Here is a 15,623-nt window from a genome sequence, read left to right on the forward strand (position 1 = left end):
CGATGGGCTTCATTTGATCCGCCCACGGAGCTCACGGCGGCGGAAGCCTGACGCCAGCAGGGCAGGCAAGTGGAACAAATGTCGGGCCGAGCCTGGCGGCAGGGACAACCAGATCCCTTCGGCATCGACGATGCCGCCCTTGGCCGCGACTCACCGCCGCGAACTGGATGGACTCAGGCCACCCATTCTTACAACCAGCCCGATTCCTACGTGGACCAGGTGCGTCGCCAGGCAAGTTCCTACACCGAGGAGAGGGCGCAGCAATCAGAAAAGCCGCCCGTAGGGGCGGCTTTTCTGAGTGCGGGCTGTGGCGCTGGGGTTATTGAGCGCGGAGAGCGACGAGCCAACCGGCCCATTCGCGCGCCGAACCGCTGCTCCATACCCAGGACTTGCTGCCCGAGGAACCGGCGGCTGCCTGAAGGCCATCGTCAAGCTCAGTGCGCTTACCACCAAGGTCATACACTTCCGCCATGTCTGACGGGGCCGCGATGGCGATAGTGGTATTGCTTGAGTTGATGGCGATTGCGCCAACGAGCATCGCTCCGGCGGTCGTTGTGGTGACTCCAGAAACCGAGCCCGTAGTTGCAGCGGTGGCAGACGCGGCTACCGAGGCTGCTGTGTCCAACGGAGTTGTGGTGTTCACTCCGGAGTAGCAGCTGATGCCGCCACCGCTAGCGACCGACCCTGCGGTGGTCCAGGTGTAGCTGGCAGGTTCAGAGGCACCCATGACGTGGTAGTAGCCATACAGGTGTGGGTTGGAGATCGACGTAATTCCGGCAAACTGGGTCCAGCCGGTCGGGGCCGCGGAAACGGTCGAGCCGTTGAGCGCCAATGAGGCGACACAGACCTGGCCTGCCGCGGCTGAAGCGGGCTTGGTAATCGTGTGGCTCGTGGTACTCGTGGTGTTAACCACTGTGCTCATGCCTTGGCGCTGAATGCCGCCTGTCTGAGCATTGGTGGTGACGGTGAGACTTGTCGACGGGTTTGAAAGGTTCGTGGCGGCGTCGTAAGCCCTGACCGTGTACGTGTAGGCCGTGGCAGGCGATAGACCGGAGTCGGTATACGTGCGGCCCGGTTGATCGGCAATTTGCGTGCCGTTGCGATAAACCCTGTAGCCGGCAACGCCGACATTATCGGTAGAGGCATCCCAAGCCAGGGCAACCGTAGTCGTGGTTTTACCAGAGGAAACCAGTCCGCCGGGAGCAGTCGGAGCCGTGGTATCAGCCGCACCATCGGTGGTGACGGTGAGACTTGTCGACGGGTTTGAAAGGTTAGTGGCGGCGTCGTAAGCCCTGACCGTGTACGTGTAAGCAGTGGCAGGCGATAGACCGGAATCGGTATACGTGCGGCCCGGTTGATCGGCAATTTGCGTGCCGTTGCGATAAACCCTGCAGCCGGTAACGCCGACATTGTCGGTAGCGGCATCCCAAGCCAGGGCCACCGTAGTCGTGGTTTTACCAGAGGAAACCAGTCCGCCGGGAGCAGTCGGAGCCGTGGTATCAGCCGCACCATCGGTGGTGACGGTGAGACTTGTCGACGGGTTTGAAAGGTTAGTGGCGGCGTCGTAAGCCCTGACCGTGTACGTGTAAGCAGTGGCAGGCGATAGACCTGAATCGGTATACGTGCGGCCCGGTTGATCGGCAATTTGCGTGCCGTTGCGATAAACCCTGTAGCCGGCAACGCCGACATTGTCGGTAGCGGCATCCCAAGCCAGGGCAACCGTAGTCGTGGTGTGCGATGTTGAGGCCAGGTGGGCTGGGGTGCTCGGGGCGGTGGTGTCGGCGCCGGCGCCGGCGCCGTTGTCGACGTCAAATGGCACAATCAGGACGCCCGAGGCGGTGGAGTTACGGCCGTACTGGTCGTTGCATTCGGCGCGCAGGAACAGAGTGTGCCTGCCATTGGTCAGCCGCGTGGTGTCGATGCCGACCGGAGCATCGTACTCTCCGCTCGCCTGACGGATGATCGTACCGGGAATGTTGTTATGGAAATCTGGGTCGATGCGGACTTCATGGGCCGTGACGGGCGGGTCGCCAGCGTCCCCGTGCCAAACCATCTTGACGGCGGGTGACCATATGCCGCTGATCGGAGTATCCGGAAGTGGAACGGTCATCAGGTCCGCTTCACAATAGCCACCTACCGCCAGATCGTTGCCTGGCGCTGAATACCATCCCTTACCACGCAAGTAGGGGTCGCGGGAGACGTCCTTGACAGTGCGGGTGGGCGAGAGATCGACGTAGTACTGAAAATTGAGACTGGCGGTCATGCGGGCGGTGCTTGTCGTGCCGTTGGCAGCAAGGTCTTTGACGTCAGAGAAGAAACGCAGGCGCGTTTCTTTGAGACCATCGGTCGTGAAAATGGATGGGTCGACCGTAACCTGGCCCCAACGAGTGCACGTCCCTGGAGTGGAACAGGTCCAGCCTGCTTGGTAGAGCTTGGACTGCGTCTGCTCGATCGAGCTATCTTTCATGACAACCGACACATATGGCGTGGCGGTACTGCCGGTATTGATCTTTTGGAGGCCGGGATCATGTAAAACCATGCGGATGTCGAGCCTAAATGGTCCGGTCATGGTTTCGCGTTCGGGGATACAAGCCCCCACATGGATATGACCGTGGTCCGTACCGGCAGGAGTCGCGCCCTCGGTGGGCAACCACCAGGACTGGGAATCAACGAAGCGACGCTTTTCGGGATAACCCTCACAGGTGACCGGGTTGGGGGTATCGGCCACGGCCGGAGCGGGGGCGCCGAGTACGGTGCTGGCCACGAGGAGTAAGGCTAATACGGTGCGCGCGGGTCGTTTGATATGTATCGATCTCATATGCATGACTGAGTCCGTTCGATAATTTTTCCCGTGGCGGTCCCTGCCCTACGAGGGTCCTGAAATGTCATTCCATCAGTATCAAGGGGCAGACCGACCTTTACGCAGAGGCTTTGGCGTCGCGTGGCCGTGTCTGTGACAGCCAGGCCTCCATGCCCCTGGGATGGTCGAACACAACGACGGGCGGCATGCCCGGATCCGGCGGCACGTTCTCTATTCCTAGCCACTTGCGCCGAAACGACTGGAAGTGCCATCGGAGACATCCGCTGCGGCTGAGGTTCAGAGTCTTACGCTCTGCCTCCCGTACACCGCTTTGGCCGTGCGCCGGGAAAAGAGAAACCGCTGCTGCACAAGGTAGCTGACGGTCAGGAGGGCGATTTCGGCGAGGATTTTCGCTGGCAGGGCGCCCACGGAGAGTGCATCGAGGGCGTAGATCAGCCCGTAGTTGGCGGCGAGGAGCACAAGAACCAGGCTGAAGTAGCGCAGGCCGGCAGCAGCGGCGGGCCGGTCCCGGCCGTGCTCGAACACCACGCGCCGGTTGATGAGGAAGTTCACGGCCGAGCTCACGGCCCGGGCACCCAGCACGGCAAGCAGCAGTGAGTCTGTGACCAGGGTCAGGAGCAGGAACACCACGGTGTCCACGAGGAACGCTGTGAAGGACGAGGCCAGGAACTTCAGCAGCGGGGCATAGATCCGGACGGAGTCCGCCAGCGGCCGGAAGTGCGACCCCGAGTTGTGGTCCAGGTAGACGGTGGCGATGTCCACGGTGGTGATGGCGTAGCCGGCGTGCTTGGCTTCCAGCAGCAGGTTCAGCTCATACTCGTAGCGCTCGCCGCGGACGGAGCGCAGCCACGGGAGCATGGCTGCCGGGTAGCCGCGGAGGCCGGTCTGAGTGTCGGAGATGCGCTCGCCGGTGGCCAGGGTGAACAGCAGCCGGGTGGCGGTGTTGCCGAATTTGCTGCGGGCGGGGACGTTGCCGGTGAAGTTCCGGGTTCCCAGCACCATGGCCGGCGAGCCGGGCTGCACCGCCGCCGCGACGCGAAGGATGTCCACGATGGTGTGCTGGCCGTCGCTGTCCGCACAGACAACGTTCCGGCCCGGCAGGTGGTCCGCGATGAACCCGAACCCGGTCTTCAGCGCGAAGCCTTTTCCCCGGTTCCGCGCGTAGCCGATGACGTGGCACCCGAGGGCCTTGACGCCGTCGAACACGTCCTTATAGGCGGGGCCGCTGCCGTCATCAACCACCACCACGGTGGCCCACGGCTCGGCGTCGCGGATGGATCGGATCAGGGCGGGCAGCTGCTGGTCCGGCTCGTAGGCCGGGATCAGGATGATCATGGCCGGGCCTACTCCGCGATGTAGAGGATGTCGGAGGTGCCGCGTTCCTTGTTCTCACCCAGCGGGTTGTTGACCAGTTCGCCGTTGAAGTACAAGGTGGAGGATCCGCCGCCGTCGATGTTGTACGCCGTGGTGGCGCCGAGGCCCTGCATGATCTCCGCCAGCCCGGTCATGGTGACGCCGGCGCTGTAGCCGGGGCTGCGGCCATCCACCACCACAAACACCAGGTGGTTTGCGTCGATGACGCCGACGGCGGTGCGCGGCTGTTCGCCCTGGATGGAGTGGTTGCCGAAGTTGGTGTCCACCTCCACGTCCTCGATGCCCTCGGCCACTTCGCCGTTGTCCAGCAGTGACGGGCCGAAGGAGAGGGTGTTCCAGACGCCGTCGGCCAGCAGCTGCTCGGCTGTGGTGGCGGTTTCGTCGTAGACCTTGACGGTGCCGTCGCGGTAGAAGGCCAGACCCTGGCGGGCGCCTTCGTCGCGGAACACCACGCCGTTCCGGATCACGATGCCCGTGTCGCGGAAGCCGTAGTAGTCGCCGTTGACCGCGAAGATGGCGTTGTTGGCCTCGGCAATGGCGGACGTGGTTTCGGTGATGTTTTCGCCGAAGCTGTTGTTGGCGAAGGCGGATTGGAGGGTGGTGGCGTCATCGAGGACGACGTCGGCAACGTAGTAGGCGACGGTGCTGTCGCCGCTGCCGGTGGTCACCGTGGAGATGCTGATGTTCGAGCTGTCCGACACATAGGACGTGTCCGTGGTGACGGCGCTGGTGGTGGAGTCGGTGGTGGTGTCGGCCGTCGTGCTCGGGCTGGTACCCGACTGGCTGGCCTGGTAGGCGGAGACATCCGAGATCTCCACGTGCTGGATCACGAAGCGGTCCAGCGCCCAGGCCGTGGCACCTCCTGCCGAAAGCGTAAGGGCCACGGCCCCGGCGACGACGGCGCGCCGGACCCGGCTGCCCTTGCGTTGTTTGTTCTTGAGAGGAGTCATGCCTCATTTCTAGGCAGCCAAGCTATCGCTTCGATTTGCCGAGTATGTGCTGAGCCTGTGAAAGGGTGGGGCCCGGGCAGCGCTATGGCCGGCCCAACCGTGGTTGAGCCGGCCATAGGGCCTGAGGACTGTGTCAGTCGGTCAGACGGAGGCGCCTTCGAACGCGATGCGCTTGGCCGCTTCCTTCGCCTCGATCTTTTCCGCCTCGGCCAGGACCTGCTCCGCTTCGTCGCGCCGGACCACCACGACGCCGTCGGCGTCCGCCACCACGATGTCGCCCGGGGAAACCACGACGCCGTCGATCGCCACCGGGAGCTGCAGCCGGCCGGGGCCGAACTTGTAGGGTCCGGCGGGGGTGACCGAGCGGGCGAAGACCGGCAGTCCGCAGTCCGCCAAGGCGTCGGCGTCGCGGACGGCGCCGTCGATCACAAAGCCGGCCAGGCCCATGTTCTTGGCGCGGAGGCCGATCATGTCACCGATCAGGGCACGGGACTGGTCCCCGCCGCCGTTGACCACTATCACGTCACCCGGCTGGGCTTCGTCGAGGGCCTTGTGGATGTACAGGTTGTCGCCCGGACGGGTCCAGACGGTGTACGCAGGTCCGGCGAGCTTGGCACCCGGCCAGGAGGGTGACAGGGCCGACGCTACGCCGATCCGTTCCTGCGCGTCGCCGATGTTGGCTGCAGGGATGGCCGCCAGCCGGCGCACCAACTCAGCTGTGGAGAGGGGGGAGGTGTGTTCTGCCTGCATGGTGTCGCCGGCCTTTCTGCTGGTGTGGTTACTGCTGCTTGAGGAGTTCATCGATGACCGGCTTGATGGTGGTTTCGCGCTCTTCCCAGAGCTTGGCCACGTCGGCGCTGGACTTCCAGGCCACCTGGGTGGCTGCGCCCTTGAGCTTCTCAACAACGGCAGGGTCTTCGGTGGCTTTCTTCAGTGAGGACTCAAGCTTTGCCACAACTTCCTTGGGCGTCTTGGACGGGACGGAGAGGGCGAAGTTGCTGGCCATCGGCTTGACGTCGTAACCGGAGCCCTTCATCGTGGGCACTTCGGGTGCGAACGGGCTTGCGTTGTCCTCGACGACAGTCAGGAGCTTGATGTCGCCGGACTTGTACTGCCCGTAAAAGCTCGAGACGCCGCCGAGGGCGAAGTCGGTTTCGCCTGAGACGATCGCTGCAACCTTGTCGGCGCCGCTGTTGTAATGCACGATGTTGAAGTCCAGGCCCAGCTGGTCCTCCAGCAGGCGCAGGTTAATGTGGTCGTCGCCGGCCCGTGAGTCGGTGCCCACGGTGATCTTGCCCGGTTCTGCCTTGACGGCGTCGAACAGTTCCTTGAGGGTTTTGTACTTGCTGTCCTTGTTGACGCCAATCACCACGGAGTTGGTGGCGAAAGCGCCGATGGGCGTGAAGCTGCTGCGGTCAAAGGCCGCCTTTTTGGACGGGTCAAGGTAGCGGCCCAGGATGGAGGGGATGTTGGTGTTGCCGAAGGTGAGGCCGTCCGGCTTGGACTGCGCGACGTAGTTCAGGCCTACCACCTGGCTGCCGCCTTCCTTGTTGACCACCTTGATGTTGGCGCCGAGGTCCTTCTGCATGACGGGGGCAATGATCCGGGCCAGGATGTCGTTGCCGGCGCCGGCCGCCGAGGGGACGATCCACTCGATGGTGGAGCCGGCCTTCGGGAAGTCCACGGCGGCGGTAGTGGTGCTGCTGCCGGCCTGGCCGCCGCAGCCGGTGAGGGCCAGGGCAACTGATGCGGCCAGTGCGGTGGTGGTCAGTGCGGTGAGTTTCTTCATTTCGCAAGCTCCTTTGGTGCGATGGGCGTGATGGTCTTTTTCTTCAGCATGGAAGCAATGAGGGGGCGGACTGCGCCGAACAGGATGGCCAGGACAATCACGCCGATCAGCGTGAGGCTGATGGGGCCTTGCAGGAATACGTTGTAGTCGCCGCGGGAGAGCGCCAGGGACCGCTGGAAGTTCTCTTCCAGCAGCGGGCCCAGGATGAGTCCCAGGACCAGCGGCGTGAGCGGCACTTTGACCAGTTGGAAGATGTAGCCGAGGATGCCGGCGCCCAGCATGATCAGGATGTCGAAGGCGCTGCCGTTGATGGAGTAGGTGCCCAGGAACATGAATGCCAGGATGGCGGCCATGAGGTAGTGGAACGGGACCTTGAGGACAGCGATCCAGACCCGTGCCAGCGGGACGTTGAGGATCAGGAGGATCAGGTTGCCCACGATGAGGCTGGCGATGATGGCCCAGGCAACGTCGGGGTTGTCGCGGAACAGCAGGGGTCCGGGGATCAGGCCGTTCATGGTGAACGCGCCGGCCATAATGGCCACCGTGGCGGAGGTGGGGATGCCCAGGGTGAACAGCGGGATCATGGACGAGACGGCCAGGGCGTTGTTCGCCGCTTCCGGCCCGGCGATGCCTTCCACCGCGCCCTTGCCGAATTCCTTGCTTCGCCTGGAGATCCGCTTTTCGGCTGCGTAGGAGGCCAGCGAGGTTGCCGCGCCGGGGGAACCGGGCAGGAGGCCCATGAAGAAGCCGATCACGGATCCGCGAAGGGACGGGAAGGCCGAACGCTGCAGGTCGGTGCGGGTGGGCAGGAGCCTGGCAACCTTGAGCGGGCTCGGAACACCCAGCGGACCCTTCTGGGCCTGGCCGAGGACTTCGCTGAGGCCAAAGACGCCCATCACGATGGCCACCAACCCCAGGCCGTCGAACAGTTCCGGCATGTCGAAGGTGAAACGGGCAATGCCGACGCCGGAATCCACACCGACGGTGGCGATGCCCAGTCCGGCCGCCGCACTGAGCAGGGCCTTGGCCGGGTTGGAGCCGGCGAAGGAAGTGATCAGGGCGAAGCCGAGGAGGGAGACCAGGAACAGTTCGGGGGCGCCGAATTCCAGTGCCAGCCGGCTGAACGGTGCCACCACCACAAAGCCGATGACGCCGACCAGGCCGCCGACGAAGGAAGCGAGTGCTGCGATCACCAGGGCGGGACCGCCGCGTCCCTGCTTGGCCATCTGGTAGCCGTCGAGCGTGGTGGCGATCGAGGAGGCCTCACCGGGAATCCGGAGCAGGACCGCCGTCGTGGTTCCGCCGTAGGCCGCGCCGTAGAGGATGGCGGCCAGCATGATGATCGCGGAAGTGGCGTCCAGGCCGAACGTGACCGGGATGAGCAGTGACACGGCGGCAGCCGGCCCGAAGCCCGGGAGCACGCCAACGAGCATGCCCAGGACACAGCCGAGCAGCGCGAACAGAAGGTGTTCGGGGGTGAAGACGGTGGCCAGGCCACCCAGGAGCTGATCAAATCCCATGGTTACAGCCCCAGCCCTGCGAGGAAGTCGATGCTGGCCGTCGGCAGCGCCGTTCCCAGCCAGACCTCAAAAACCAGTCGCGACGCCAGGGCGGAACCTACTGCCACCAGGGCGGCCATCCAAAGCTTCCGCTTGCTGACAAAGAACAGGATGGTTCCCAGCATCAGCGTCATTACCACGGTGTAGCCCAGCAGGGGGAGCAGCAGGGCGGCCAGGAGGATGGCGCCGGAGATGATCCCCACACGTGCCCAACCCTGGCGGTCCGGGAAATCCGGGGCGTCCGGCTCGTCGCTGTTGTCGTCGTCGAGCAGGGATACCAGCGCGGATTCCGACTCGTGGTGCGGCGGCAGTGACTCGACGGTGTCGCCCGTGACAGGTGCCGGGACGGATGTCCGGCGCGCTGCAACCAGCTGGAGGGCCCAGAGGACCCCGGCCACTGCCATGAGCGTGCCGGCGACTGTGGGAAAGAACCCGGCCCCCACACCGGAGGTGTTCGTCAGCCCGTAGCCGGCGCCGACCACCGCCATGGTCAGGCCCCCGGCGACGGCCGCTGCGGCCACCGTCCATTCAAGCGCAACAGGTGCGTTGAGGGTTTGCATCTTCGTTGTCCGCCTCTCTGCGGCAAAGTGGAGAAAATAGGGAGAGCAGGATTAGCTGTAAAGCAATCTTGCAACCTTGCACAGGATTGCATGTTCGTGAGAGAGTGTCAAGCATCACAGTGTTTCAAGCGGGAACCTCAGGGAACCTCAAAGGAGAGCCAGAGTGGGTTTTAAAGCAGTAGTGGCCAGCAGCACGGTCCAGCTCAGCGCCTCGGAGGAGCGCGTCATGAACGTCCTCATGGGCGATTACATGTCAGGGATTCCCGCCGCGGAGGTTGCGGACCGGGCCAAGACCCACGAATCAACCGTTGTGCGGCTGGCGAAGAAGCTGGGCTACCGCGGCTACCCGGACCTGCGCAATGACCTGCGCAAGGACGAGACTGAGGTCCATGAGCAGCACGGCGGGATCATGCGCGGGGACACCGGCTACGACCTGTCCGCGTTCGTGGCGGATGAGATCGTCGCCCTGAAGCGGCTGCCGCACTTCGTTTCCCAGGAAGACCTGGACGCGGCCGCCAGGACCCTGCATGAATCCCGGACCATCTACCTGTTCTGCCGGGACGATGAGAAGCCCACCCGTGACCTGATGGCACGGCGCCTGCGGCGGCTCGGCCTGATCATAGTGACGCTGGGGACCGCGCCGAAGGACCTGGCCGAGCGGTTCATCAGCTTCGATGAAAACAGCACCCTCATAGGCTTTGCGTTGCGTGAGGCCCCCATGCAGCTGGGTGCGCTGGTGTCCGAAGCCGCCCGGCGCGGAGGCAAGAGCATCCTGATCTCGGACGTTCCCGGCTACCATTTCCGCCCCAGCCCCGACCACCTCATCACCGCCAGGCGCGGCGACGACGGCGAATACCGGACCCAGCTGATCCCCGTTCTCCTGGCATATGCCCTGCAGTTGGCTATCTTCCACCTGGACCCTGCCCGTTACCGGGCTGCCAGGGACGGAATCGAGGACCTGACCCGCCTGCTGGGCGGAGCGGACGAAATTCCGCTTCGGGCGTGAGCGCCGCCAGATGGCGGCGGGCGCTCAGCGCGCAGGCGGTCCTGGCCCAGGCCTCGTGGGTGGGAATCCGGCTCATCATCGGATACCGGGCCCTTTCCGAAGGCGCCGACCCGGTGTTCCTGGGCGTCCTGGCGTCGAGCTTCGCGCTGCCCGCACTGCTGACTGCCCTGCCCGCGGGCCGGCTGGCCGACAGGTTCGGCGGCACCGCCATGGCCTTCATCGGCCTGGTGACCGCGGCCGCGGGTACGGTGCTCATGCTCGCCGTTCGGGGACTTCCCGTCCTGCTGGCTGCCAGCGCCATCATCGGCCTGGGTCACCTGATGGTAATGGTGGGCCAGCAGGCGTTTGTGGCCCACGTCAGCAGCGAAGGATCCACCGACAGTGCGTTCGGTACGCTGACGGCTGCTGCCTCCATTGGCCAGCTCATCGGTCCGCCCGCCGTCACGCTCGTGGCCTCGCTGGGCACCGCGGACGGGGCTGCGCCCGACACCACGCTGGGGCTCCTGGTCTGCCTCGGCTTCAGTGCGTTGGCGACGCCTGCCTACTTCTTCCTGCGGCGGACGGACGCTGGCCTTCGCAAGGGCCGGCGCAAGTCAGCCGCTGAGCCCGTCAGCGTGGCCGGTGTCCTGAAGGCTCCGGGGCTGTGGCGCTCGCTGGTGGTCAGCGGGGCCGTGCTGGTGACCGTGGACCTGATGTACGCGTTCGTCCCGGTCTGGGCCACTGAACAGAACGTCAGTGCCGCCGTCGTGGGCATGTTGCTGGCACTGCGCGCCGCCGTGTCCGTCGCCAGCAGGGTGGGCCTCACCCGGCTGATTGCGCGTTTCGGGCGCAAGGCAATGCTGGTCGTATCCATCGGCGCGGCTGTCCTGTCACTTGCTGCCCTGCCGCTGGTGGGCCCCTTTGGCGCCATTGCGGTGATGGTGGGGCTGGGGCTGGGGCTCGGCATCCCCCAACCGCTCACCATGGCCTGGGTGGTGTCGCTCACCGCAGCGTCGAGCCACGGCGCGGTCCTTGGCCTGCGGATGACGGTCAACCGGCTGGCGCAGATCACGCTGCCGATCGCCGTCGGCTCCTTTGCCGCGCCCCTTGGCGTACTGGGGATCTTCTGGGCCAACGCCGCGCTGCTCCTGGGAGCCATCGCCGTGGTGGCAGGGTCCGACGCCGGGCAGCCGCCCGGGGCGGATACCCTCACCTGAGCCCGCCTGGCGGGTGCCGGAACGCGCGACGCCGGCCTGCCGCCGTCGGAGGCTATCCGTCGTAGTGCGTGCGCGCCGGTCCCTGCCCCAGCGAGTTGACCACCGCTGCGGCCACGTCGTGGAGCTTCGAATTGCGGGTGCTGGAGGCAGTTTTGAGGATCTCGAAGGCATCGAGCTGGCTGCAGCGGTTCTGGGCCATGATGATGCCCACGGCCATGTCGATCACCGTGCGGGATTCCAGCGTCGCCCGCAGATTCGCTGCCGTCTCGCTGTAGTGCGCGAACCGCACCGCGAGGCGGAGTGCGAGGGACGTCTGGCTGACGAAGTCCGCCGCGAACTTCAGGACGCGGCCGTCAAACCGGTTGGGCCGCCGGGAGTACAGCAGCAGGGCCGCCTTCGTGTCCCCCTCGAGATCGAACGGCAGGGCAAGGACCGAGCGGACCCCCTGGCCCAGGACGGCGGCAGAGTACTCCGGCCAGCGGTCATGCTCCGTGACATCCGGGATGTGGATGGTGGCCTGCTCCAGCGAGGCGGCCATGCCGGGGCTGTCGGTGCACTCGTACTCGATTTGGCCGATGGCCTTGGCATCCGGCCCGCTGCTCGCCACGGTGGCTGCCTTGCGCTCCCGCAGCAGGGTGATGCTGCAAAGGACTTCGTCGTCAAGGTCCGAGAGGCCCCGCACGGACACGCGGGCGAGCTCGTTAAGGAAGTCCTCAACATCGGAGCTGTTGAGGACGAGTTCATGCAGGTGCTCGGTGATGGATGTATCGGTTTTTGCTGTTGACTCGCTGGCCACGATTCTTGGTGCCATTCGCTCAGGTCAAAACGAGCCGGCAACGTTCCGCCAACCCTCGAAAGGGGCCTGGCGGTATGGGTCGCTGGATCGACGAACTTTCCAACGGCCTGCTGCTAAACCGATATCCAGAAGTATATACACGCTCTGGCCTGTGGAAACGTCACTAAGGGGAGTCGATCCGGCCCGTGCTATTGCCGCAAAACTGAGTACCCGGTCCGCAATCCAAGAGGTGGCGGCCGGGGCGGTGCCCAAAAAACCAGTACTGCTACGCGTTGTTTGCACCGTTGGCGCCGGGGAGTATGGGCGTCATCGATCAGCCGGAAGTAAGTTCCCTTAGTGGTTCCCGATGGCTGTGCGTCTCACCATCAAGCCTTTACCCCAGCCAAAGGAGTCTCACTCATGCGCAAAATGACGAAGAAGAACAAGGTCCTGGCGGCAGCCGGAGCACTTGCCCTGGTAGCCGGCGGCGGCGGCGCGGCCTACGCCTACTGGACCACCACGGGCTCAGGTTCAGGCACAGCGACGAACTCGGCCGGCGGCGGCACCGTCACGCTGCATGCCAACTTCACCGGCGGACTTACGCCGGGGGACAGCCGCGCGGTGGATTACACGGCAGACAATGCCGATCTCAACACCAGCACCAAGGTGGGGGTCCTGACGGCCACCGTGACCACGAACGTGGCGGGTTGCCTTCCGGGCTGGTTCAGCGTCTCAGCGGATACCAGCAACACCACTGTCGCGAAGAACTCCAGCGGCACTTCTGTAGGCAGCGGAACCCTGACGTTCAATGACAGTGCAACCGTCGACCAGAGCGCCTGCAAGGGCGCCATCGTGACCATCACCGTCGGCAGCGTCTAACAAAGTCTTCGCCGGCGGGGGAGGAGCAGAACCTCCCCTGCCGGCGAATTCCACCTCTCCCGCTCGAGTCAGACAAGGCCAGAAGGGCTAGACGTGCAGAACGAATCTGGGTACTTCCGCACAGCCATGCGAAGAACCACCACGGCAGTGAAAGTGCTGCTGGTGGGGCTTCTGGTGATGCTCGTTTCGGCGGGCACCATCTTCGCGGCCAGCCAGGGCGGGAGCCAGGGCAACAAACAGGGCGTCACCATCCAGGTGAATCCCTCGAGCCGGACGGTTGACCGGGGCGACGCGGTCAGCTATTCGGTGTCCCTGACCTCCGCCAACGGCTTCAGCGGCAGCGTCACCCCCACTGTTTCGGGCCTTCCGGCCAGTACGACGGCGGCCTTCGGGCCGGCGCCGGTGACGCTTGGTTCCGGTAAAACCGCCACAGTGGTGCTCACCGTCACCACCTCGGCCACCACTCCGGAGGGCAAGTCGGACCTGACTATTGCCACAGCGGCCGGCGCCAGCCAGGCGGCAGGCGTCGTGGTCCAGCTCTATGTCCAGTCGTCCAAAAAGACCTTCAGCATTTCCGGGAACCTCGGCACCACGCTCACACCGGGCGCCGCCATTCCGCTGAATCTTTCCGTCTCCAACCCCAACAACAAGGGCCTGGCACTGTCCAGCCTGTCGGTCTCCATCGCCGGCATCACGCGGACACCGGGTGCCGTGGCGGCGGGGCTCCCCTGTACAGCGGCGGACTACGTGGTGACCAATTACAGCGGAGCATATCCGCTCACGGTTCCGGTGGGATCCAGCTCGCTCCAATCACTCGGACTGTCTCCGGCACTGTGGCCCAAAATCGCCATGCTGGATACCGCTCTGAACCAGGACGGCTGCAAGGGCGCCACGCTCCAGCTCGCCTACTCCGGAGCAGGAGAAGGGAACTGACATGACCGCCACACCAAATAAAACTTCCCGACGGCTGGCTGCCAAGACTGCGGCAGCAACCATCGCCCTCTGCATCGCGACAGGCGCTGGCGGGGCCTACGCTTACTGGGCATCTACCGGAGCAGGAACCGGAGCCGCCACTAACGGCACCATGGCCACCGTGACCGTTGAAGCGCTGGTGGCGGGCGACAGCCCACAGGGCGCACTCGTCCCGGGCGGCACCGCCGATGTTGCCGTCCGGGCGCAAAACCCCAACAACTTCCCCGTGAAGGTCCATGCTATCCGCGGCAGCGGGACTGTGACGGCGGATGCCAACCACCCCGGCTGCACCACCACGGGCGTGACCTTCGTGGACCCTGCCGCCCCGCTGGCTCCCACAGTCACCATTCCGGCGAACTCGTCCGTCCTCATCGCCTTGCCTGCGGCCGCCGCCATGTCCACGGCATCGTCATCCGGCTGCCAGGGTGCGACGTTCAGCCTGCCCGTCACCTTGGAGGCACGGAAATGAGCCACCCCAGCCAGACCCCCCAGCGTTCTGAGTCCCGGCCGGGCAGGCACGCCCGCATCGCCGGAGTTGTGGCCGCCGCCCTCGTCATTTCCTGGGGCGGTCCCGCGGCGAACGCTTTCTGGCAGACGCTGGGCAGCAACGCCGGCGCCGCCAGGGCCGACTCCATTCCCGCCGTGGCGGCCCCGGCGGCGTCGGTGGCCTCCGGTGCCGCAGCGGTCAGCTGGGCGCAAGGCACGACGGCGGCGGGACGCCCGGTTGCCGGATACACCGTTGCGCGTTACTCGTCGGCGACCGGCGGTACCAAGGTCGCTGCCGGCGGAGCCTGTGCCGGGACCATCGCAATTCTGACCTGCAACGAGGCTGCACTGCCTGCCGGCACCTGGTACTACACCGTCACGCCGGTACTCGGCGCCTGGGCCGGTATTGAGTCAGCCCGCAGCGTGGGTGCCACTGCGGCGGACACCACACCTCCTGCCACGCCAAGCATTACGACGCCGACGATGATCGCCAGTTCCACCGCTGCGGCGTCCGTTTTGGTCAGCGGCACTGCTGAGGCTGGGTCATCGGTGACGATCACCGTCAACGACGATGGCGCCGCACACACAACCTCGCAGACGGTGGTTGCCGAAAGCTCAGGCGCGTGGTCGGCCACCTTCAACCTGGTCACATTCAACGATCCAACAATCTCGTATTCTGCGGTTGCCAAAGATGCGGCAGGCAACATCAGTGCTCCCGGGACGGCTACGTCCGCCAAGGACACTACCGCGCCCAGGGTCACTGCTGTTTCGCTCAGTAACGGACAAGCGCAGTTCACTCCCGACGCTGGCGACAAAGTCACGCTGACATTCTCGGAGCCGCTGCTTCCCGCGAGTATTTGCAACACTTGGCAGGACGTCCCCGGCAGCCAAACAGTGAACGGCACCATGACCATCGCGGGGGGCAACCTTCTAGGCTTTGGTACGACCGACGCTGGATGCCCATCAGTGAGGTTCGGGTCGGTGGCGCTCAACGGAAGCTACGGAGGCACTTCGACCTTCAATTCGTCCCTGACGTGGAATCCCGGTACGTCTCAACTCACTGTCACCCTTGGCAGTTTGATCACCGGCACCCCGGCATCGAAGTCTGGCAACGTCATGCCAACGTACACCCCGCCGGCTGGGCTGACGGACCGTAATGGCCACCCGCTACCCACGACGCCGTTCGCAGGTACTAACTCGAGGTTCTAACACCCCTTCAAGCTAATGCCAGCCTCCGGATCCCCTCCCGGAGGCTG

General features: G+C 64.9%; 14 protein-coding genes. 6 read left to right on the plus strand and 8 right to left on the minus strand.

Annotated elements, in window-relative coordinates; genetic code table 11:
- Window positions 1–319: 319 nt before the first annotated feature.
- From ABV518_RS10410 to ABV518_RS10440, 7 genes are all read right to left on the minus strand, one after another.
- Window positions 320–2,764 carry a fibronectin type III domain-containing protein gene (locus tag ABV518_RS10410; protein WP_367766958.1) on the minus strand — a complete coding sequence of 815 codons (2,445 nt, stop codon included), beginning with the start codon at window positions 2,762–2,764 and terminating at the stop codon, window positions 320–322.
- 333 nt (window positions 2,765–3,097) lie between these two features.
- Window positions 3,098–4,156, minus strand: coding sequence for a GtrA family protein (locus ABV518_RS10415; protein WP_367766959.1), 1,059 nt, complete (start codon window positions 4,154–4,156; stop codon window positions 3,098–3,100).
- Window positions 4,157–4,164: 8 nt separating this feature from the next.
- Entirely contained in the window at window positions 4,165–5,145 is a 981-nt protein-coding gene (locus tag ABV518_RS10420) for a phosphodiester glycosidase family protein (protein ID WP_367766961.1), read from the minus strand.
- Between the two features lie 141 nt (window positions 5,146–5,286).
- Complete coding sequence (locus ABV518_RS10425) at window positions 5,287–5,895, minus strand: methyltransferase (protein WP_367766962.1); 609 nt, start codon at window positions 5,893–5,895, stop codon at window positions 5,287–5,289.
- A gap of 28 nt (window positions 5,896–5,923) precedes the next feature.
- Window positions 5,924–6,934 carry a Bug family tripartite tricarboxylate transporter substrate binding protein gene (locus tag ABV518_RS10430; protein ID WP_367766964.1) on the minus strand — a complete coding sequence of 337 codons (1,011 nt, stop codon included), beginning with the start codon at window positions 6,932–6,934 and terminating at the stop codon, window positions 5,924–5,926.
- Window positions 6,931–8,454, minus strand: a complete 1,524-nt coding sequence (locus ABV518_RS10435) for a tripartite tricarboxylate transporter permease (protein ID WP_367766965.1) — start codon at window positions 8,452–8,454, stop codon at window positions 6,931–6,933. Before ABV518_RS10435 ends, ABV518_RS10430 begins: the two co-directional genes overlap by 4 nt.
- Before the next feature lie 2 nt (window positions 8,455–8,456).
- Window positions 8,457–9,053, minus strand: coding sequence for a tripartite tricarboxylate transporter TctB family protein (locus tag ABV518_RS10440; protein ID WP_367766966.1), 597 nt, complete (start codon window positions 9,051–9,053; stop codon window positions 8,457–8,459).
- A gap of 163 nt (window positions 9,054–9,216) precedes the next feature.
- Between ABV518_RS10440 and ABV518_RS10445 the strand changes: the two genes are divergently transcribed.
- Together ABV518_RS10445 and ABV518_RS10450 are read left to right on the plus strand one after the other, a co-directional pair.
- Complete coding sequence (locus tag ABV518_RS10445; RefSeq protein WP_367766968.1) at window positions 9,217–10,059, plus strand: MurR/RpiR family transcriptional regulator; 843 nt, start codon at window positions 9,217–9,219, stop codon at window positions 10,057–10,059.
- A complete protein-coding gene (locus tag ABV518_RS10450) occupies window positions 10,056–11,255 on the plus strand; it encodes an MFS transporter (RefSeq protein ID WP_367766969.1) in 1,200 nt (399 codons plus the stop codon). The genes ABV518_RS10445 and ABV518_RS10450 overlap by 4 nt, the downstream gene beginning before the upstream one ends.
- Before the next feature lie 52 nt (window positions 11,256–11,307).
- Here the strand turns inward: ABV518_RS10450 and ABV518_RS10455 are convergent, their stop codons facing one another.
- Window positions 11,308–12,051, minus strand: coding sequence for an ANTAR domain-containing protein (locus ABV518_RS10455; protein WP_367767071.1), 744 nt, complete (start codon window positions 12,049–12,051; stop codon window positions 11,308–11,310).
- A 399-nt stretch (window positions 12,052–12,450) separates the two neighbouring features.
- Between ABV518_RS10455 and ABV518_RS10460 the strand changes: the two genes are divergently transcribed.
- The 4 genes from ABV518_RS10460 (at window position 12,451) to ABV518_RS10475 (ending at window position 15,576) form a co-directional block, all read left to right on the plus strand.
- A complete protein-coding gene (locus tag ABV518_RS10460) occupies window positions 12,451–12,909 on the plus strand; it encodes a hypothetical protein (RefSeq protein WP_367766970.1) in 459 nt (152 codons plus the stop codon).
- Between the two features lie 93 nt (window positions 12,910–13,002).
- Window positions 13,003–13,842, plus strand: a complete 840-nt coding sequence (locus ABV518_RS10465; RefSeq protein WP_367766971.1) for a hypothetical protein — start codon at window positions 13,003–13,005, stop codon at window positions 13,840–13,842.
- Window position 13,843: 1 nt separating this feature from the next.
- A complete protein-coding gene (locus ABV518_RS10470; RefSeq protein ID WP_367766973.1) occupies window positions 13,844–14,350 on the plus strand; it encodes a hypothetical protein in 507 nt (168 codons plus the stop codon).
- Complete coding sequence (locus ABV518_RS10475) at window positions 14,347–15,576, plus strand: hypothetical protein (RefSeq protein WP_367766975.1); 1,230 nt, start codon at window positions 14,347–14,349, stop codon at window positions 15,574–15,576. The genes ABV518_RS10470 and ABV518_RS10475 overlap by 4 nt, the downstream gene beginning before the upstream one ends.
- Window positions 15,577–15,623 lie beyond the last annotated feature (47 nt).

This window comes from Arthrobacter sp. HS15c, assembly GCF_040812005.1.
Classification (GTDB): Bacteria; Actinomycetota; Actinomycetes; order Actinomycetales; family Micrococcaceae; genus Arthrobacter.